We start from the raw sequence: 19,146 nt of genomic DNA on the forward strand, positions 1-19,146 counted from the left end.
TGCTCAAAACTGAGGATTAAGTTTCTCATGGGGAGCTGAGTTGACACTAGAAAGCGTCCGACCCGGAATGGAAATCAACCACTTGATTTATAGCAGGTACAAGTAAGGAGCATCTAAAATGGAGATTATGTATACAATATTTGCGGGGATTTTCGGATTGGTTTTCGGTTCATTTTATAATGTGGTCGGATTACGGGTACCGAAAAAAGAGTCGATTGTGACACCGCCATCTCACTGTGTCCATTGCAATCGACGTTTAAGTGCTTTTGAACTCGTACCTGTTTTTTCGTATATCTTTTTGCGAGGGAAATGCCGGACATGCGGTGTGAAAGTATCACCGATTTACGCCTTCACTGAGCTTGTAACAGGACTGCTGTTTGCATTTGCTACATGGCAGCTCGGCATCACATGGGAATTGGCGGTAGCTTTATTGTTTATTTCACTATTGGTTATTATTAATGTTTCGGATATTGCGTACATGCTTATTCCGGATAAAATATTACTGTTTTTCCTGCCACTGCTGATCATTGGCAGAATTCTTTCTCCGTTTGACCCTTGGTGGGATAGTATTGTTGGTGCTGCAATTGGATTTTCAATTTTACTGTTAATCGCAGTAATTTCTAAAGGCGGAATGGGCGGCGGAGACATTAAGCTGTTTTTACTGATCGGTTTAGTGTTAGGTACATTCAATACGTTATTAACTTTATTTTTAGCTTCGGTGATCGGGATGATTGTCGGAATCGTCATTTTGAAAATCCGTGGGAAAGGGCGCAAAACCCCTGTACCGTTCGGACCGTCAATAGCCATTGCCGCAATCATTGTTTACTTTTACGGTGACCAGCTCATCGATATGTATTTAAATCTACTATAAACAAAAAAGGGGTGCCCTGCATTCATTTTCGGGTCAGCCCTTTAAATATGCCTTAATAATCTATTATAACTTTTTCAAATGGATGATTAGTCAAAAGCTCATATGTTGCAACTTCCACTACTGTTTCTACAGTATCGCCTAAAACTAATATGCGGTAGTTGTCAAAATCATTATAATAGGCTTCTGCTTCTACATATTTAGTTTTTTCACTTTGTATATTTCTGCGAATTTTTACGACAATTTCATAACCATCCTTTACAAATTGAATTTTATTCATTAAAAACAACCTCCTCAACATTAGTTTATTACTGGATAAAAGTAATTGACTAAACTTGTTGGAAGGTTGTGTAGGAACGCTAAAAATTATTCAGCATTTGGATAAATCATCGTTTTTGGATCAACATAACGTTCAAATTCCTCTTCAGTTAAAAGGCCTGATGCGATGGCCGCTTCTTTTAATGTTGTGCCTTCTTTATGCGCTGTTTTTGCGATTTTCGCCGCATTTTCATAACCGATATACGGATTTAACGCCGTTACAAGCATAAGTGAATTTTTCAAATTAGCATCCAATAGATCCATATTCGGTTCGATACCAACTGCACAATTATCGTTGAATGATTTCATTGAATCCGCCAATAAGCGTGCTGATTGCAGGAAGTTGTAGATGATAACCGGCTTGAATACGTTCAATTCAAAATTACCTTGTGAAGCTGCGAAGGCGATTGTTGCATCATTGCCGACAACTTGTGTCACGACCATTGTCATCGCTTCACTTTGTGTTGGGTTTACTTTACCTGGCATGATCGATGAGCCTGGCTCGTTTTCGGGAATCGTGATTTCACCGATACCTGAGCGCGGACCACTTGCAAGCCAGCGTACATCATTGGCGATTTTCATTAAATCTGCAGCCAACGCCTTTAATGCACCGTGTGCTGTCACGACTTCATCATGACTTGTCAGTGCATGGAATTTGTTTTCCGCAGAGGTAAATTCAATTCCTGTCAGCTTGCTGATTTCCGCAGCTGTGCGTGCACCGAATTCCGGATGGGCATTAATCCCTGTACCAACGGCAGTACCGCCAATTGCAAGCTCCTTCATGAACTGCGTGTTCACCATAATCATTTTTTCGCATTTTAACAGCATATGGTGCCAGCCGCTAATTTCCTGACCTAGTGTAAGTGGTGTTGCGTCCTGTAAATGGGTACGACCGATTTTAATAATATCGTTAAATGCGATCGCTTTTTCTTTCAATGTCGCCTGTAAAAGTTTTAAGCGCGGCATTAAATAGTTCTCTACAATTTCAACTGCAGCAATATGTAGCGCAGTAGGGAATGTGTCATTCGAGCTTTGAGACTTGTTGACGTCATCATTTGGATGAACCTTTTCATCCGATCCGGCTGCCGCCAGCTTTTCATTCGCTAAGTGGGCAATCGTTTCATTCACATTCATGTTTGTCTGTGTACCACTGCCTGTTTGCCAAACGACAAGAGGGAAGTGTTCATCCCATTTACCTGCAAGAATTTCATCAGCTGCTTCGACAATGGCATTTTTTTTCGCATCGGACAGCTTGCCCAATTTATTATTGGCAATTGCCGCTGCTTTTTTCAAAATAGTCATGGCGCGGATAATTTCAATCGGCATTTTTTCTGTGCCGATTTGGAAGTTTTCCTTGCTTCGCTGTGTTTGTGCACCCCAAATTTTATCTGCTGGTACACGAACTTCACCTAAAGTATCTTTTTCAATACGGAATTCCAACTAAATCATCTCCTTTAATATATGTATACCCAATTTTTCATGAAAAAATGGCAAATCGTGTGTGGGGATTTGCCATTTTTGCAGGAGAAAAGATAAATCCGCTTATCTTTCCGAAATATGAGAAAAGTAATTAATGAGTTTCGAATCTGAACTGGGGGGAACAGTATCGAAAAGGTTTTACTAACCTTACAATGATAATGATAATCTTTATCAATTAGGAAGTCAATACTTTTATTGAACAAATTTTTAGAAAATTCAACTTGCTGAATTTCCCAATATGTAAAACAACGCCGAAAGCACCGAACCGAATAGGATACTTTAGACGTTGTTGTTTTTGGTATTCACTTAGGAAGTCATCCCCTTATTTTTGTTAAACTATTTTCACATAAAAGTCCCGGCCATTTGTCAGCTCAGGAATTTCTATATTTTTTTCGTTCTTATAATAGTCTGAAATAATATTTGCAAGACCCGCATAACCATTTAATAATGTACCTTGTTTGATTTCTTTAGCGATATTATGGAACTCAAAATAGTGAAGTGCATCATCGCTCAACCCGTATAAAATTCTTTCAATATCTGCAAGGGGAATGTTGATGCCTCTAGTATATCGGCATTCGCGCTTATACGTGTGGTGCGGAATATTTATTGGTGTTGTTTCATTGATCATCGTCAATTGGTTCATAGTGTGCCCTCCTTCAATAGTAAAATATAATTTATTTAATATATTATACCCCAAAACTAACCTCTGTAATCAGAAAATTCACTAAATTTAGACATTTACATAATGTTTACCAATCATCTCCTTGCTGCATTTCCTCAGCCACCATCTGTAAATCATAAGCATTGATAATCAACAGCTCGTATTCATCATGCTGCTCCATATACTTTTGGATGAGGCTTAGTGCATATTTTGGGGAACCTTCATTTTCTTCATCGTAGACGAGCAATGTCGCATCCGTGTTATCGATAATGAACTTGTCCTTTTCGATAAACTGCCATGGAGCTTCATATGGGCGCTTCGTCACGCTTGTCACAAAATCGGCCTTACTTACTATATGCCTATAGGTCTCTTGTTTATGCTCATTCCAGTTTTTCTCCTGTTCCAGGAAGGGGGTGATAATGGAATATTTAAGTTCCGGGTAATCATTTTTAAGTTCCAGTACAACTTGTGCTGCCCATGATTCGACACCTTGCTGTCCGCTGATTACGACCCATTCCAATCCGTCTTCTATTAAGATGCGCAATTGGTTTTCCAGCGCCTTTTTAATAACCGGAACACCAGGGTGCTTGTCATTAAATATTCCGAGTTCATGCGGACGGTAGCCCGTAATAAAAAGTGATTTCATCATAAGTCTCCTTTACTCACCATCAATAAAATAAGGGCACTATGCATAACACAGCGCCCTCTTAATATACTATCTATTCACTAAAAACAGCTTTAATCTGCTCGATTGCCCAATCTAAGTCTTCTTTTGAAATGACTAGCGGTGGGGCGAAGCGGATTACTGTGTCGTGTGTTTCTTTGCAAAGCAGTTTGCGTTCTGACAGTTTTTCGCAGTAAGGGCGAGCTGATTCGTGAAGCTCAACACCTATGAAAAGACCGCGTCCGCGCACTTCTTTAATCACCGGGTTCTCAATTGTCTGAAGTTGTGCTTTAAAGTAGTCGCCAAGCTCCAATGAGCGCTCTGTCAGCTTTTCATCCAGCAATACATCGATCGCTGCAATCGATACAGCACATGCCAGCGGGTTACCGCCGAAAGTCGAGCCGTGTGAACCTGGATTGAACACACCAAGGATATCGTCGTTTGCAACAACTGCTGAAATCGGATAAACTCCGCCGCCAAGCGCTTTCCCTAAAATGTAAACATCCGGTGTAACATCTTCCCATTCACAGGCAAACAGTTTTCCTGTTCGTGATAAACCTGTTTGGATTTCATCTGCAATAAATAGAACATTATTTTCTTTACATAAGTTATACGCTGCTTTTAAGAAGCCTTCAGTCGGGATGATGATACCTGCTTCTCCTTGAATCGGCTCAACGATAAACGCCGCTGTGTTCGGTGTAATGGCTTCCTTCAATGCATCAATATCACCGTAAGGAACTAATGTGAAGCCTTCCAGCATCGGACCAAATCCGCGCTTATACTCCGCTTCCGAAGATAGTGACACAGCACCCATTGTACGGCCGTGGAAATTGCCGTTACAGCCGATAATTTGTGCTTTGTTTGCTTCGATGCCTTTTACTTCATATCCCCAGCGACGGGCTGTTTTAATGGCCGTCTCGACAGCTTCAGCGCCTGTATTCATCGGCAGTACCATATTTTTCCCTGTTAGCTTACTGACCTTTTCATACCAAACGCCTAATGTTGCACTATGGAATGCGCGTGACGTAAGTGTCACCGCGTCGGCCTGATCTTTTAACGCCTGAATAATTTTTGGGTGGCGATGACCTTGGTTTAAGGCAGAATACGCCGAAAGCATATCTAAATAACGGTTGCCTTCAGGATCTGTTACCCAAGAACCTTCTGCTTTTTCGATTACGATCGGAAGTGGGTGATAATTGTGCGCCCCGAATTTTTCCGTAGTTGAAATAAGTTGTTCTGATTTTGATTTTGTTGTCATGATGAAATCCTCCTTAAGCAAATTTACTTGTAAAACAGATAAATCTATTGCAAAAGACAGAAAAAATTACATATACGATGCAGGTTTCTTCCAAATTAATGTTAACAGAATACCGAAGAAGATGACAACCGTTGCAAAGTAATATGGGTAGTTAATATCAATATCGAATAGCATCCCGCCTATAATCGGGCCGAAAATATTGGCCAAGCTTGTGAACATCGAGTTCATTCCGCCGACGAAACCTTGCTCATTGCCGGCTATTTTTGATAAATAGCTCGTAACGGCAGGACGGAATAGGTCGAAGCCGATAAAGACGATACATGTAACAAGTAAAATAGCAAAATATGAACTGACAACGGTCATTAAAAATACGAGAATCCCCGATACAATCAGACTGTAGCGAATGAGTTTAATTTCTCCCCATTTTTGTGCAAGCCGGTCAAACAGTAATACTTGCGCAACTGCCCCGAAAATTGCACCACCTGTAATAATGATTGCGATATCCATAGGCGTAAATCCGAATTTATGGTCGACAAACAGACTGAAGAACGATTCGAATGCCGCGAGTCCAAATGACGCAACAAAAATCAGAATAAACGCGATCAAGTACATCGGCTCTAAAATCCGTTTGAATCCGGATGTTTGTACAGGTGCATTTTCCGCGTTTTCCGCATTACGTTCCGGTTCGCGTAGTAAAATGATCGATAAAATTGCTGCTGTTGTACCGAGTGCACCTGCAAAGTAGAAGGGCACGCGTGTACCGAAATCAGCTAAAAATCCGCCGATGCCAGGCCCGATAATAAAACCGGTACTAATAGCCGCACTCATATAGCCAAGTGCTTTTGGACGTGTTTCCATTGTTGTGATGTCTGCAATAAATGCTGTAACAGCAGGCATAATAAATGCTGCACTGATCCCGCCTAATACACGGGAAATGAAAAGAACTTCTATCGTCTCCCCTAAACCGAATAGAAATTCGGAAATACCGAAAATAAATAATCCGAGGACAATCATAATTTTACGTCCGTATTTATCAACCGCTTTACCAGCGAGCGGTGAAACAATTAGTTGTGCAATTGCGAATGCTGCTGTTAAATAGCCGATAACCTGGCCGCTTAATTGCAGTTCATTCATCAAAGTAGGGAGTACCGGGATTACTAAACCAATGCCAAGAAAAGCGATGAACAGGTTTAATAATAGTAACCCTAATGTTATTTTATAGTCTTTCATTGTTATTGCTCCTTATTAAGTTGTGAAAAATCGTTAATCCGCACTTCCTAACATAAACCCTACAGTAGCTATAGAGTCAATAGAACAGATTTAAGTAGAAGTAAAATTAGTTAAAGTAGCTTAATTTTTAATTCCACAATAAACTGGTCTTCTTCGTTTGGAGAATAGTTAAGGGGCATGAAGATTTCATAGACAACCGGAACAACCTGTAACTGATGCTCTTCTATATAGTGATAAAGCTTTTGATATTGTGTTAAATAAGTATCCCGTTCAAAAATGAATGCAATGCATACGTAGCGTCCGGCAGGTATCGTTTTCACGTCCATATCAGATGTTAAATGGGTAATATACCGGTCTGTAATGAGAGGCGTGAAAACATGACTGTAATGCAAATCATCCAGGCTGTCGTATTGCTCGTAAGGAAAAATACATCCGTACCGATTGCTCAGCAAGCTGTTTTCAACTTCCAATGTTTTAATTAAGGAACTGTAGTACGTATTTGGAATATAGTACGGTGTCAGTTCGTTTGTTTCAATCGATAAAATACGTACCGCTTCTTCATTTTTGAAATAGACCGTATCCATCACATCGATTGCGAGCTGTTCTTCCATCTGCCTTTTCGTTTTATACAAGGACTGCTGAATTTCGTACATGCGAGTCATTTGCTGTTCAATGACGCTTTCCTGCTGCTGCAAAAAAGAGAGAAGCTCGGCAGGGGTAAACTGCTGCGCTGCTTTAATTTCTTCCAATGACACACCGATATACTTCAATGATTTAATAATGTCCAAATGATAAAATTGCGAGTCTTTGTAGTAGCGGTAATTTGTTTTAGGATCGACAAAGGAAGGTTTGAATAATCCGATCTGATCATAGTAGCGTAATGTTTGAATACTGATATTTGTCAGTTTGGAAACCTCACCGATTGAGTAATGTTTTTCTTCCATAGAATGTCCTCCGAAGTACAATGTTATCGGTATCGTACCATTAATGGGGGATAGGGGTAAATTATTATGAGAATGAGAAAAAATCACATCCCGATAACTCATGAGATGTGATGTATATTCAATATTTCATATCCGTGGCTAAATGAACAGGGCTTTTCCTGCTGTAGAAATAGCCGAAGAGTAACAGGACAAGCGCGAGTGTCACGGTGCCGCCTGCAAACAGCAGGGGTGCTTTATACGTATGGAAATGCGTTTCAAGATGAGACGCGATGACCGGTCCGATAAATTGCCCGATCGCATAGAACGTAGTCAGTACAGATACGACGTAATTGCTTTGCTTTGGAAACAGCTGTCTCGAATAGGAAGTCGACATTGTTACGAGTCCGACAAACGTAAAACCAAACGACATTGCCGATACGAGTACGCTCCATGCCGATTGTGTTAAAACAGGTAGCAGAATGCCGACGATCTGCAAAGAATAGGCGGTAGTCATCATCGAAACCGGAGAGAAGCGGGACATGCACTTCATCCAGATCGGTGCAGACGGAATAGCAGCGAGCCCGGCCAGTACCCAACTATAGCCGGCATAGGCACGTAATGATTCGATATTATAAATAATGTCGACTAAAAAAGTGCCTGTAATAATATAGCCGAGTCCTTCCAAGCCATATGCGATAATCAGCCATGGCATAAAGCCGCGCCAAATATTGTTGTCCGCAGACTTTGGTTCTTTTATATGATTTGCTACGGTTAAATGCCGCCATAAAAAAGTTGTCGTTGTTAAAAATAAGATGGATAATGCACCAAGCCCAAGCCATGAACCTTGCCAGTTGAAGCTGGCTTCGAAAAATGGTACGAAAAGACCCGATAACGCGATACCCAATCCAATCCCGCTAAACAAAAAGCCGCTCCAGCGCGTTAAAAGATTTGCCGCTAAATAATCCATTACAATACTAGAGGTCAGAACAAATATAAAGCCGCTCGTTAAGCCGGCGATAAAACGCAACACTATCCAGATTAAATAAGATTCAACCAATCCCATTAAAATGATGGAGAATACATTCAGAAAAACATTTATTAATAGGAAGTTCTTTTTTGATTTGGAAACAAAGCCGGCCCCTAAAGCGCCGATGAAGTATCCGATGTAATTGCTTGATGCGAGCCAACCGCCTTGTGAAAACGATAAGTTTTCATCAACACGCATGAACGGTAAAATCGGTGTGAAAGCAAAACGGCTAATCCCCATGGCAACAGCTAAAAATAAAATTCCCCCTAAAATAACACTGAAATGTTGACGGTTCATGAACATCCCCCCTGGAAAAGCATCCCTTACGTTGATTGTAACACTGTTAAATTCAAGAGTAATAGAGAAAATACTTGCAGAAATGAGAAGAAAATAAAAAAGAGATGAACCGGAAGTAGAATACTTCCGTTCATCTCTATATAATCCCCTTATGAATGAGCAGGTGCTCCCTGTTTCCCTTTGCTGTTGGCAATTGCTTCTTCTTGTGCACGCTGTTTTTTCTTTTTGTTTAAATCTGAACGTAATAGTAAAGAAATACCTAAAGAAATTGCGATTAAGAAGCTGAATAAATAGAACACTGGAATATAGCTGTTTGTCGCTTCGTGAATTGTTGATACGATAATCGGACCAAAAATACCACCAAGTGACCAAGTTGTTAATAAATAACCGTGAATTACGCCAAGTTGCTTCGTACCGAATAAATCACTCGCGAATGCTGGTAAGTTCGAGAAGCCACCGCCGTAACAACTAACTACTAAGAAAATGAATAGTTGTAAAAGAAGTGCATTTGTCGTAAATGGTAATGTAATAAAGGCAATCAGCTGAATCGTGAAGAAGATCACGAAGACGTTAGAACGACCAATATAGTCAGATCCAGCCGCCCATAGTAAACGACCGCCACCATTGAATAATCCCATTAAACCAACCATTGTTGCAGCCGCAGCTACTGATAAGCCCGCAATTTCCTGAGACATTGGCGAAGCAACGGAAATCATCATTAAACCAGATGTAACGTTAATTAAGTGCATTGCCCAAAGCATCCAGAACTGCTTCGTACGAACAGCTTCACGTGCTGACATTTGAGCGATTTCCTGAGTTTTTGTTTTACCTGTAGCGACAGCTTCCTCTACTTCACCTGGCTTAGGTGGAGCGATGTAAAGTGCGCCAATCATCATTAATACAAAATAGCTAATACCTAAAATAAAGTACGTGTTAGAGATTCCTACAGCATCCATTAGACTTACGGCAACCGGCGCTGTAATTAATGCACCTGAACCGAATCCTAATACAGCCATCCCTGTCGCTAAACCACGACGGTTAGGGAACCATTTAACAAGTGTTGATACTGGAGCGATATAACCGATTCCCATCCCGAGACCGCTTAATAACCCGTAAGTTAACCAATATAAAACAACCGAATCCATAGCGATGGCAATCCCTGCGCCACCTTGACCTAAACCAAAAAGTACTGCAGCAACCATCGCTGCTTTTCTCGGTCCTAATTTCTCTACTGTACTACCAAATAGTGCGGCAGCAAAACCTGCTAACCCCATCATAATTGTAAACGCGATTGTAATTTGCGATGCATCCCATCCAAGCTCTGCGGCGATTGGATTTTTATACACACTGTATGCATAAGCTCCACCGATTGAAAGGTGAATAGCGATTGCTGATGCAGCAATTAACCAACGATTCTTTTTCAAAAATATTCCCCCTCACACAAAAATAAATATCAGTTATACGACATTTCTCTACTTGAAGTAGTTATGTCAAAAATATGAACGTCCATGTACATAAACTTAACACTAACTTATTATTTTGCGCAAGTAGAATTTACTAGAAATAATTATCTCGAAAAAACATATATTTCTCTTTTGTGTAATGAAATTGTGCTTAAAGTAAATATTTTTTGATGGTCAAAATGCGTTGTAACGTTGATAAATCAAGGTTTTGTGAGGTTTTAGTATTAGTTTAATATAACAATATTTGAGCGGGAGGATAATATTGTAAACTATAATAAATCGTATTTAAATAACTAAAAATACTTAATTGTGCTCATTTTTTCTCTTATATGCTTAAATGAGATGAACTGAAAATACTTTTGGATTCATAATATAACAGTTACTAATACACGTGAAATTAACTCGAAAGATACTTTATGCATTGGTAAATCAACGTTTTGCCTACAACTAAGCCCCGAAAAACTATTGTTATTATTAATTTAAAAGAATTAGGCAAAACTGTTTATAACAGTTGAAATAAAATGAAATTTTTGAAGTTAAGCCGAAGAATTTTGTTTAAAAAAGAAATTATTTTGAGAGATGAAGGAGATTCTTTACTTTATTTACCTTAAAAAAGCCTGTAAATAGGGGCTGAAATTCACATAAAAAATGGAACTGGAGGGATATGTATAAAAATGCTTAGCCTCTATTTAAACTTAAAGAAATTAATTGACGTGTTACGTTCTGTTCTCTAAAGTCAAATTAGTGATAAGAAAAGAGGCGAATTTTTATGAAAAAAATAGATCCAAAACTATTATCCGAACGTGAAAATTATAAGTTTTTGATTGGCTCCATTATTCCGAGACCGATTGCTTTTGTCACATCCGTTTCCAAAGAAGGTGTTGTAAACGCGGCACCCTTTAGTTTCTTCAATATTGTATCTTCAAATCCGCCGATGATTTCGGTAAGTATCCAACGAAAAAAAGGGGATCAAAAAGATACAGCGAGAAATATTTGTGAAAATGAGCAATTTGTTGTTCATATTGTCGATACTGATAATGTAAAGCAAGTAAATGAAACTGCAGCGAACTTGCCGCCAAACGAAAGTGAAGTAGCACTTGCGGGAATGACATTAGTAAAGAGCGAAAAAATCGATGTCCCGGGTGTGAAGGAAGCGAAAGTCCGACTGGAATGTGTCCTTGAAAAAGCATTGGAACTTGGCGGCGATGATGAAACTGTCGGCTGTGATCTGATTATCGGAAAAGTCGTGTACTATCATATAGAAGAAAGTCTGTATGAAGAAGGTCGAATAGATCCGGAAGGGCTTGGCGCGATCAGCCGTCTTGCTGGAAATGACTATGCAAAAATCGGTGCGCAATTCACAATGAAACGCCCTGAGTAATGAAGGAGAACAACGAACAATGCAAATCAAATCAATTGAATTATTTAATATTGAGTTACCGTTAATTGAACCGTTTATCGTAAGTTACGGAACTTATCCGAACATGCCGTCCATTATTGTAAAGATGACATCACAATGCGGTTTAGTCGGCTGGGGTGAAGCGGTGCCGGATGAACATGTGACAGGTGAAACATTGGAAGGCACGTATGCTGTTTTAAAACATACGCTGGCACCGGCAATGATTGGGGAAAACGCGATGAATTTTGAAAAGATCCATGCCAAAATGGACGCGCTTATCTACAGTGCTCCGGCTGCCAAAGCGGCAATCGATATCGCTTGCTTTGATCTGGCTGGGAAAAAACTTGGAATGCCTGCCTACCAGTTAACAGGCGGACGTTACTATGAGAAGTTTCCGATTACACATGTGTTAAGCATCGGAACACCTGAAAAGATGGCAAATGAAGCGGCAGAACGTGTGGAAATGGGATACAACTCATTCAAGATGAAAGTCGGACGCGATGTTGCGAGTGATGTTGCCCGCATAAAAGCAGTACGTGAACGTGTCGGAAATGAAATTGCAATTCGTGTTGATGTTAATCAAGGTTGGGTAAACAGTTCAACAACGATGCAAGCAGTTCGTGAGCTGGAGAAATTGAACATCGACTGGCTTGAACAGCCGGTACGTGCAGATGATATTGATGGTATGGTTGAAATTAAATCGAAAACATCGATTCCTGTCATGATTGACGAAGGTTTACGAGGTGTACGTGAAATGCGCGAAATTATTGCGAAGCGTGCAGCGGACAAAGTGAATATTAAGTTGATGAAATGTGGAGGAATGTATCCGGCGATGAAGCTTGCCCATATGGCGGAAATGGCGGGAATTGAATGCCAAATCGGTTCAATGGTCGAGTCATCGGTCGGTTCTGCGGCAGGTTTCCATGTAGCTTTCTCGAACAAAGTATTTACGAGTGTAGAATTAACAGGACCGTTAAAATTCTCGAAAGATATCGGAAACCTTCAATATAATGTTCCATTTATTCAGTTGAATGAACGTGCAGGGTTAGGTGTCGATGTGGACGAAGCGATATTAGCGGAATTAACACGTGAGCATAGTGTGGTGCAGTAAATGATCGCATCAGGATTTTTAGGGAATGAACGATACGAAGTGTATTTATTGGATGAAACACATATACCGGAACTGATCACTTTGCAGCAGGAAGTAGTCGATGCACTGCCGGATAAAGCAATATTGCAGCCGCTTGATCATGAAGAGCTGAGCTTTATTTTAAGCGGGAACGGGCTGATGATCGGGGTTTTCGTTGAAGGAAAGCTAATTGCATTCCGGGCACTGCTGGAACCAATGATTGATGAAGAACATTTAGGCTATGATATTGGCTTGAAAACAGAGGAAGAACTGCGAAAAGTGCTGTATCAGGAAATTTCCAATGTACATCCGGATTATCGCGGTTATCGTCTGCAGCGTACGATGGCGGACATCATTATGCAGCAAGTGGATGAATCGAAATTTAATACCGTTTGTGCAACGGTCATGCCAGGCAATATCGCAAGTTTAAAGGACAAGTTTTCGCAAAATATGCATATAGCAGCATTGAAGCTGAAGTATGGCGGGAAACTGCGCTATGTGTTTATGAAGTCTCTTCCTTATAAGGGGTATGATTGGTCTGAAGAACAGTATGTCCCGATGGAAAATACAGAGGCGCAGCAGCAGCTTCTTAAATCAGGCTATATCGGTATATCGATGAAAGCGGATGGGCCGGACTGGCTGATACAATATGTAAAATAATAAAGGATGTGGCGATAATCAGTTAATCGCCACATCCTTTATCGATTTAATTCCGTCCATGTCGTATGAATACTCCTTTAAATATCATTGTCGTCAAAGCAATCTAGATCGTAGCAATCACCGTTATCTTCGTATAGGTAAGATACGTCATTTTCGTCAGATGCAATGTAAGTATAGTTTGGCATGTGTATCAACTCCTTTTCATAATTATAAAATATTCAGAAAATTAAGTAAAGTGTTTTTTGAAAGGTAACATCTTGTCGGAATTGCGATGAATCCCGCGAAATCTATATTTATAGGCATTGGTTTCGCTTTCATTTCTATATAAAAATGATATATTTAATTCATTTTCATACAGGTTTTCATACATGAATAGCTAGATGATGAAGAATATAGCAGTTAAATTTTTGAAACTTTCTGTACGGAAAAATAGTATATATAAGAAAAGGGGGAAGGAGTGATTTTGATGGAGAAAAAGCCGTTCAATGATGCGGATGAGCATTATCAAAAGCATGTAGGTTCTCCAACTTCTTATAATATGAAGCAAATGCCCAAACCGATTCGGATAATCGGCTATTTTTTCTTCGGTTTCATGGCGATTGCTGCTACTATAATGATTTTACTATTATTATTGGACAAAATTCTCTAGGATAACCTGGAGGATTTTTTATTTTCTTAAGTAGATATAATATTCAACACGAAAGATTAATATACTATATATTAATCACGTTTTATCTAAATTCTGTATTTTTAAGAATAATTTTCTGCTTTATGTTAATATATTTGTAATTAACTACAGATGGGGTGGGAAGCATGGAGCAACATATTTTTGTCTCGAAACTTATACCTCCGACACCAGTCAACAACTATTTAAGACGAGCAAAGTTAATGAAAAAGCTTTCGGATTGGCCGCATGCAAAGTGTACCATTTTACATAGTAGCGCAGGTTACGGGAAAACATCGCTTATTAGTCAATTTTTGAACGACCAGAAAACAAATTCCTCCTGGTATCAGATTACGCCGGATGATGACTCAATATTTCCGTTTTTACGTCATTTTATCTATAGTATTCAGCAGCATTTCCCATCGTTCGGCGAAAAGTTAAAAGGTTGGGATGAGACATTAAAGTTTCATAATATGGAAGAGTTACTGCAGCTTTCAAAACAGATCGCCAATGAGCTCCATCATATAAAAGAACCTTTTTTGATTGTACTGGACGATTATCACCATGTGTCACACGTCTTTCCGATCAACTACATTATGAATCAGCTGCTTCAATTTTTACCTGCCAACCTCCATATCATTGTCGCAACGAGGAAAATGCCTGAGTGGAGCTGTTTGTTGACGCTACGTATGAATAATCAGCTGATAGAATGTTTGGAGCCGGAGTTTACTTTTGCGGAAGAAGATGTTCAATATTTATTTGAAGCTTTTTTTGACCGGCAAATAACGGATGAACAAAGCGAATTCATTATGCAAATGACTGAAGGCTGGGCGATGGCGATCATGCTGCTTGGCTATAAAGCGAAATATAGTCAGGAACAGCTCATCGATATCGCGGAAGGATCGGTCGGGAATTTCTTTGCGTACCTTTCAGCTGAAGTATTCGATAAGCTGGATGAGCAACTGCAGCTTCAGCTTCTTAAGTTGGGCATTCATCAAGTGATTTCGCTTGATGTCATTACAGAACTTTATGGAACGGAATGGATCCAGCAGTTGAAGCCGAAGTTGGAGGAGCTTGCATTTATCACACCATTGGCAGGGGGAACAAAATACCGTTTCCATGCACTGTTTCAACAGTTTCTACAGCAGCGGCTGAGTGAATATTATCCGGATATGCATGAGGAATTTCATGAACAGGCGGCACGGTATTATGCCGATCAAAATTTAGGTGTATTAGCTGTCACTCATGCAACCCAGCTGAAAAACAACCGGTACTATATTGAGCTATTGCTGCAATTTGCGCCACAATTTATTGAAGCAGGGCAATTTGAATTTTTACTGGAACGGCTGAAGGATTTTGTGATTGAAGAAAAACCTTATCAGATTCTTTATTATGAAGGGGAATGTCAGCGTTACCGTGCACAATATGAACGGGCAAAAAATGCATACAATGAATGCTTTATAAAAGCGCAGCTGCAGCAGGACCGGTTATTTTTAATGCGTTCGCAGTTTGGGCTGGCCAATATTTATTTGGATACACTTCAGCCGGTTTTTGCGGAACATCATCTACAGCAGGCGATCAGCTTATTGAATGAAGTAGATGTGAGTGAGACAGAACGGCATCTTATTAATAGTTTATACACCGAAAACCTGATTAACTTAGGGAAAGCGGGGGAGGCACTGCGCTGGAGCCAGTCTCAAAACCTGCAGTTAAGCATTAACAATATCGATGCACGTCTTTATTTGCGCCACGGTCAGCTGGATAAAGCGAAAGAGTTGCTGAATATGCGTGTTTCCAAGCCGTTCCAATGGGAAGAAGCACACCGCACGACCGATCTACTTCTTGTTTTAATCGATGTATTGATGGGTGAAAATACGCAGGCCTATAGCCGAATTATTGAAGGCGGAAAAGAAGCACTCGTCGATATGCCATATACACTTGCGCTCACAAAGCTGCGTAAAGGGCTGGCATTGCTGAATATGGAGATGAAAGATTTTGAACGTGCGAAAGGCTGTTTTGATGAAACACTTGAGCTCCTCAATCTCATTCATGTAAAGCGCATTACTGCCGAGTGTTATATGGGGCTTATTTTATATCACCGCGATAATGTATTTGAGGCGAAGCGCCATGCACAAATCGGACTGAGGGAAACGAATAAAGTACAGGATTTCTGGATGTCGGCGTTGCTGTTGACGGCATTGACGAAAGTGCTGGCAGAAAACAGTCAATTTGAAGAAGCGATCGATACAGCAAAACAGGCACTGTTGTATTATGAGCGCAGTGAGGATACGTATGGCCAGATGATCTGTTCATTTTGGCTTGCGTATTGTTATGCCAAATTAAATGATCAGGAAAACGCATTAACATATCATCGACGCTTTTGGGAATTATGTGTGAGTCACTATCCGTTTTTCATGGAGAAAAAAACCCTTTTTGGACCGCGCTATTTAATCGTATTTGTTCAACTCGCAAAACAGCTGCAGCAGGAGGCACTCGTATTTAGCCAGTTAAATGTAAATGCAGCGCCGAGTACGGAGCTATCGTTGACGTTATTTGGTCCTGTTCAAGTTCATCGTGAAAATGAAATGATTCCGGATAAAGAGTGGAAGAGGTTGAAAGCGAAGGAACTGTTTTTGTATTTATATATTCACCGGGAGCAGTTTGTATCGCGCCAGCAAATTTGCGATGCGATCTGGCAGCAGGACGAAGAAGCGATGCAACGGGATTTTAAAGTCGTTTTTAATGCGATGTTAAAAACATTGGAGCCGACAAGATCAGCGCGTGAGGAAAGCAATTTTATTAAACGCCATCAGCATTTATATAAACTGGAAGGTCGCTGGATTCATAGTGATGTAGCCCATTTTACGTATTATGTGCAGCGCGGATTGGAAGAAAAGACCGCCAAGCTTTCAAATGAATGGCTGAAGCTGGCGATGCGGCTTGTGGATGGAGAGTTCTGTTCTGACATGGAACGGGAATGGCTGGAACCTGTTCAGGCGCATTATAATGAAGAAATACTGCTCATTTTAGAGCGTGTCGCCCAAAACTACGTTCGTCTGCAGCAATTTGAGAAAGTGATCCGTTGGGCAGACCGAATTATTGCGCTGGATGATGGTCATGAAGAAGGCTACCGGCTATTAATGCTCGGCCATTACTATTTAGGGAACCGTCGGGAAGCGATCAAATATTATGATCGCTGTGTAGATGTACTGGACGACCAATATAAGATCACGCCGATGGAACCGACCGAGCGACTGTATGAGCTTGTATTGAAGATGTAAATAAATAGATGGAGAGCTATGTTGAAAATTCATTTCAACATGGCTTTTTTTAGTGTGTGTTTATTAGAACATTTGAAGTCGTTATTAGAAGAAGTTGAGTCGATATTAGAAGAAATGAAGAACATATTAGAAGATGTTTGAAATAAAGCTGAAATGAAACCCAGATTACCTGTAAATGAGGCTGAATAAGTCCTTACCGTAATTTTATTAGAACAATTGAACCGCTTATTAGAACAAGGCGATCGGATATTAGAAGATTGAGCACCGATATTTGAACATTTCAAACTGATATTAGAACAACCGCACGATATATTAGAAGATCGCAATTATATTAGAACAAATTAATTTTTATTAGAACAATTTCATTTTTATTAGAAGAAACCAACCTCCATCAGAACGATTAAGCTTTTATAGAACTAACCCCAGCGATTCGCGCTTCCCACCCCCCACACCTCAAATGTAACTCATTTGTAACTTCGCGATGTTACATTACGGTTAAGCAGATAGCTATGCTGAAAATTTTGCTAGGAGGGACATTGAATGAAAAAGCGTTTATGGTTAATTTTTGCGGTATTATCGATTTTCTTATTGGTTGCATGTAATAGTGATTCAACAGACGGCGATGATTCATCAACTACAAATTCAGCTGAGCAAGGTAAGAGCGGAACAACGGAAACAGCTGCATCAACAACTCCGATTAAAGTCGGTGTACTTGCATCGTTGACGGGAGCTCTTGAATCATATGGAAAGCAGACGAAAAACGGATTCGAGTTAGGTCTTGAATATGCGACAGACGGCACGATGGAAGTGGAAGGTCGTAAAATCGAAGTCGTTTGGGAAGATACAGAAACGAAACCTGAAGTAGCTGTTCAAAAGGCAACGAAGCTATTAGAGGATGACGCGGTTGATTTTCTAGTTGGTTCATCAAGTTCAGGTGACACATTGGCGGTACTTCCACTAGCAGAAGAATACGAGAAAATTATGATCGTAGAACCAGCAGTAGCTGACAGTATTACAGGTTCAGAGTTTAACCCTTACATTTTCAGAACGGCGCGTAACTCTTCACAGGATGCATACGCAGCTGCAGCGGCAATCGCTGGAGAAGGTGTAAAAATTGCAACATTCGCACCGGATTATTCATTCGGTTGGGATGGGGTATCGGCATTTAAAGCAGCAGCTGAAGGATTAGGTGCTGAAATTGTTTTAGAAGAATATGCAGATCCGGCTGCAACAGACTTTACGTCAAACTTGCAAAAAATTATTGATGCGAAACCGGACTTCTTATTCGTAGTATGGGCAGGGGCGAACTCTCCTTGGAATCAAATTGCAGATTTAAAACTGCAGGAAAAAGGCATTAAAATTTCAACAGGTGCACCGGACATTATTGCACTTCAGTTTATGGAGCCATTAGTTGGAATGGAAGGGTTCTCTGTATACCACCATACACTACCGAAAAATGAAGTGAATGATTGGTTAGTAGAAGAACATAAAGCACGATTTAACGGTGAAGTGCCTGATTTATTTACACCGGGCGGATTTACAGCGGCAGTTGCCATTGTAGAAGCACTGAAAAAATCAGGTGGAGATGCGGATGGAAATACGTTAATTCCATTAATGGAAGGTATGTCATTTGAAACACCGAAAGGAACGATGACATTCCGTGAAGAAGATCACCAGGCATTACAAACAATGTACGCAATCCGCCTTGAAAAAGTAGCGGATTTTGATTATCCGGTACCGGTATTGCTACGTGAATTACTACCAGAAGAAACGGAACCTCCTATTTTAAACTAGTAAATAAGTGAGGCTGTCTAAAAAGTGTTGA

General features: G+C 40.2%; 16 protein-coding genes. 7 read left to right on the plus strand and 9 right to left on the minus strand.

Annotation, left to right across the window (positions count from 1 at the left end; genetic code table 11):
- Positions 1-118: 118 nt before the first annotated feature.
- Complete coding sequence (locus tag MKY71_RS01355; protein WP_340731333.1) at positions 119-871, plus strand: prepilin peptidase; 753 nt, start codon at positions 119-121, stop codon at positions 869-871.
- A 52-nt stretch (positions 872-923) separates the two neighbouring features.
- On the opposite strand, the gene MKY71_RS01360 is transcribed toward MKY71_RS01355, so the two are convergent.
- The 9 genes from MKY71_RS01360 to MKY71_RS01400 all read right to left on the minus strand — a co-directional run bounded on the left by MKY71_RS01360 (position 924) and on the right by MKY71_RS01400 (position 10,149).
- Complete coding sequence (locus tag MKY71_RS01360; protein ID WP_340731334.1) at positions 924-1,148, minus strand: hypothetical protein; 225 nt, start codon at positions 1,146-1,148, stop codon at positions 924-926.
- A gap of 86 nt (positions 1,149-1,234) precedes the next feature.
- Positions 1,235-2,626 (minus strand): class II fumarate hydratase, encoded by a 1,392-nt coding sequence (gene fumC / locus MKY71_RS01365; protein WP_340731335.1) that lies wholly within the window; start codon positions 2,624-2,626, stop codon positions 1,235-1,237.
- 370 nt (positions 2,627-2,996) lie between these two features.
- Entirely contained in the window at positions 2,997-3,308 is a 312-nt protein-coding gene (locus MKY71_RS01370; RefSeq protein ID WP_008406178.1) for a hypothetical protein, read from the minus strand.
- Positions 3,309-3,414: 106 nt separating this feature from the next.
- On the minus strand, positions 3,415-3,975 hold the full coding sequence (locus MKY71_RS01375) for a DUF1273 domain-containing protein (RefSeq protein ID WP_340731336.1): 561 nt from the start codon (positions 3,973-3,975) through the stop codon (positions 3,415-3,417).
- Positions 3,976-4,045: 70 nt separating this feature from the next.
- Positions 4,046-5,248, minus strand: coding sequence for an ornithine--oxo-acid transaminase (locus MKY71_RS01380; protein ID WP_339174846.1), 1,203 nt, complete (start codon positions 5,246-5,248; stop codon positions 4,046-4,048).
- A gap of 66 nt (positions 5,249-5,314) precedes the next feature.
- Positions 5,315-6,478: a multidrug efflux MFS transporter NorA gene (gene norA / locus MKY71_RS01385; protein WP_340731337.1), complete on the minus strand. Its 1,164-nt coding sequence runs from the start codon at positions 6,476-6,478 to the stop codon at positions 5,315-5,317.
- Positions 6,479-6,588: 110 nt separating this feature from the next.
- On the minus strand, positions 6,589-7,422 hold the full coding sequence (locus MKY71_RS01390; protein WP_340731338.1) for a MerR family transcriptional regulator: 834 nt from the start codon (positions 7,420-7,422) through the stop codon (positions 6,589-6,591).
- Positions 7,423-7,540: 118 nt separating this feature from the next.
- Positions 7,541-8,725, minus strand: coding sequence for a YbfB/YjiJ family MFS transporter (locus tag MKY71_RS01395; protein WP_340731340.1), 1,185 nt, complete (start codon positions 8,723-8,725; stop codon positions 7,541-7,543).
- Positions 8,726-8,874: 149 nt separating this feature from the next.
- Positions 8,875-10,149 carry an L-lactate MFS transporter gene (locus MKY71_RS01400; RefSeq protein WP_339197089.1) on the minus strand — a complete coding sequence of 425 codons (1,275 nt, stop codon included), beginning with the start codon at positions 10,147-10,149 and terminating at the stop codon, positions 8,875-8,877.
- An 808-nt stretch (positions 10,150-10,957) separates the two neighbouring features.
- On the opposite strand from MKY71_RS01400, the gene MKY71_RS01405 reads away from it, so the two are divergent.
- The 6 genes from MKY71_RS01405 (at position 10,958) to MKY71_RS01430 (ending at position 19,115) form a co-directional block, all read left to right on the plus strand.
- Complete coding sequence (locus MKY71_RS01405) at positions 10,958-11,569, plus strand: flavin reductase family protein (RefSeq protein ID WP_340731341.1); 612 nt, start codon at positions 10,958-10,960, stop codon at positions 11,567-11,569.
- A 19-nt stretch (positions 11,570-11,588) separates the two neighbouring features.
- The gene (locus MKY71_RS01410) at positions 11,589-12,698 is read left to right on the plus strand and encodes a mandelate racemase/muconate lactonizing enzyme family protein (protein ID WP_340731342.1); all 1,110 of its coding nucleotides are present in this window, start codon (positions 11,589-11,591) and stop codon (positions 12,696-12,698) included.
- Positions 12,699-13,376: a GNAT family N-acetyltransferase gene (locus tag MKY71_RS01415; RefSeq protein WP_340731343.1), complete on the plus strand. Its 678-nt coding sequence runs from the start codon at positions 12,699-12,701 to the stop codon at positions 13,374-13,376.
- 466 nt (positions 13,377-13,842) lie between these two features.
- Entirely contained in the window at positions 13,843-14,025 is a 183-nt protein-coding gene (locus MKY71_RS01420; protein WP_340731344.1) for an amino acid transporter, read from the plus strand.
- A gap of 164 nt (positions 14,026-14,189) precedes the next feature.
- Complete coding sequence (locus MKY71_RS01425) at positions 14,190-17,321, plus strand: BTAD domain-containing putative transcriptional regulator (protein ID WP_340731345.1); 3,132 nt, start codon at positions 14,190-14,192, stop codon at positions 17,319-17,321.
- A gap of 540 nt (positions 17,322-17,861) precedes the next feature.
- Positions 17,862-19,115: a substrate-binding domain-containing protein gene (locus tag MKY71_RS01430; RefSeq protein ID WP_340731346.1), complete on the plus strand. Its 1,254-nt coding sequence runs from the start codon at positions 17,862-17,864 to the stop codon at positions 19,113-19,115.
- Positions 19,116-19,146 lie beyond the last annotated feature (31 nt).

The organism is Solibacillus sp. FSL W7-1324 (assembly GCF_038008025.1).
Classification (GTDB): Bacteria; Bacillota; Bacilli; order Bacillales_A; family Planococcaceae; genus Solibacillus.

Coding starts and splice junctions, on each gene's coding strand:
- MKY71_RS01355 (WP_340731333.1), top strand. CDS start 119: ATGGAGATTATGTATACAATATTTGCGGGGATTTTCGGATTGGTTTTC.
- MKY71_RS01360 (WP_340731334.1), bottom strand. CDS start 1,148: ATGAATAAAATTCAATTTGTAAAGGATGGTTATGAAATTGTCGTAAAA.
- MKY71_RS01370 (WP_008406178.1), bottom strand. CDS start 3,308: ATGAACCAATTGACGATGATCAATGAAACAACACCAATAAATATTCCG.
- MKY71_RS01375 (WP_340731336.1), bottom strand. CDS start 3,975: ATGATGAAATCACTTTTTATTACGGGCTACCGTCCGCATGAACTCGGA.
- MKY71_RS01380 (WP_339174846.1), bottom strand. CDS start 5,248: ATGACAACAAAATCAAAATCAGAACAACTTATTTCAACTACGGAAAAA.
- norA (WP_340731337.1), bottom strand. CDS start 6,478: ATGAAAGACTATAAAATAACATTAGGGTTACTATTATTAAACCTGTTC.
- MKY71_RS01390 (WP_340731338.1), bottom strand. CDS start 7,422: ATGGAAGAAAAACATTACTCAATCGGTGAGGTTTCCAAACTGACAAAT.
- MKY71_RS01395 (WP_340731340.1), bottom strand. CDS start 8,725: ATGAACCGTCAACATTTCAGTGTTATTTTAGGGGGAATTTTATTTTTA.
- MKY71_RS01405 (WP_340731341.1), top strand. CDS start 10,958: ATGAAAAAAATAGATCCAAAACTATTATCCGAACGTGAAAATTATAAG.
- MKY71_RS01410 (WP_340731342.1), top strand. CDS start 11,589: ATGCAAATCAAATCAATTGAATTATTTAATATTGAGTTACCGTTAATT.
- MKY71_RS01415 (WP_340731343.1), top strand. CDS start 12,699: ATGATCGCATCAGGATTTTTAGGGAATGAACGATACGAAGTGTATTTA.
- MKY71_RS01420 (WP_340731344.1), top strand. CDS start 13,843: ATGGAGAAAAAGCCGTTCAATGATGCGGATGAGCATTATCAAAAGCAT.
- MKY71_RS01425 (WP_340731345.1), top strand. CDS start 14,190: ATGGAGCAACATATTTTTGTCTCGAAACTTATACCTCCGACACCAGTC.
- MKY71_RS01430 (WP_340731346.1), top strand. CDS start 17,862: ATGAAAAAGCGTTTATGGTTAATTTTTGCGGTATTATCGATTTTCTTA.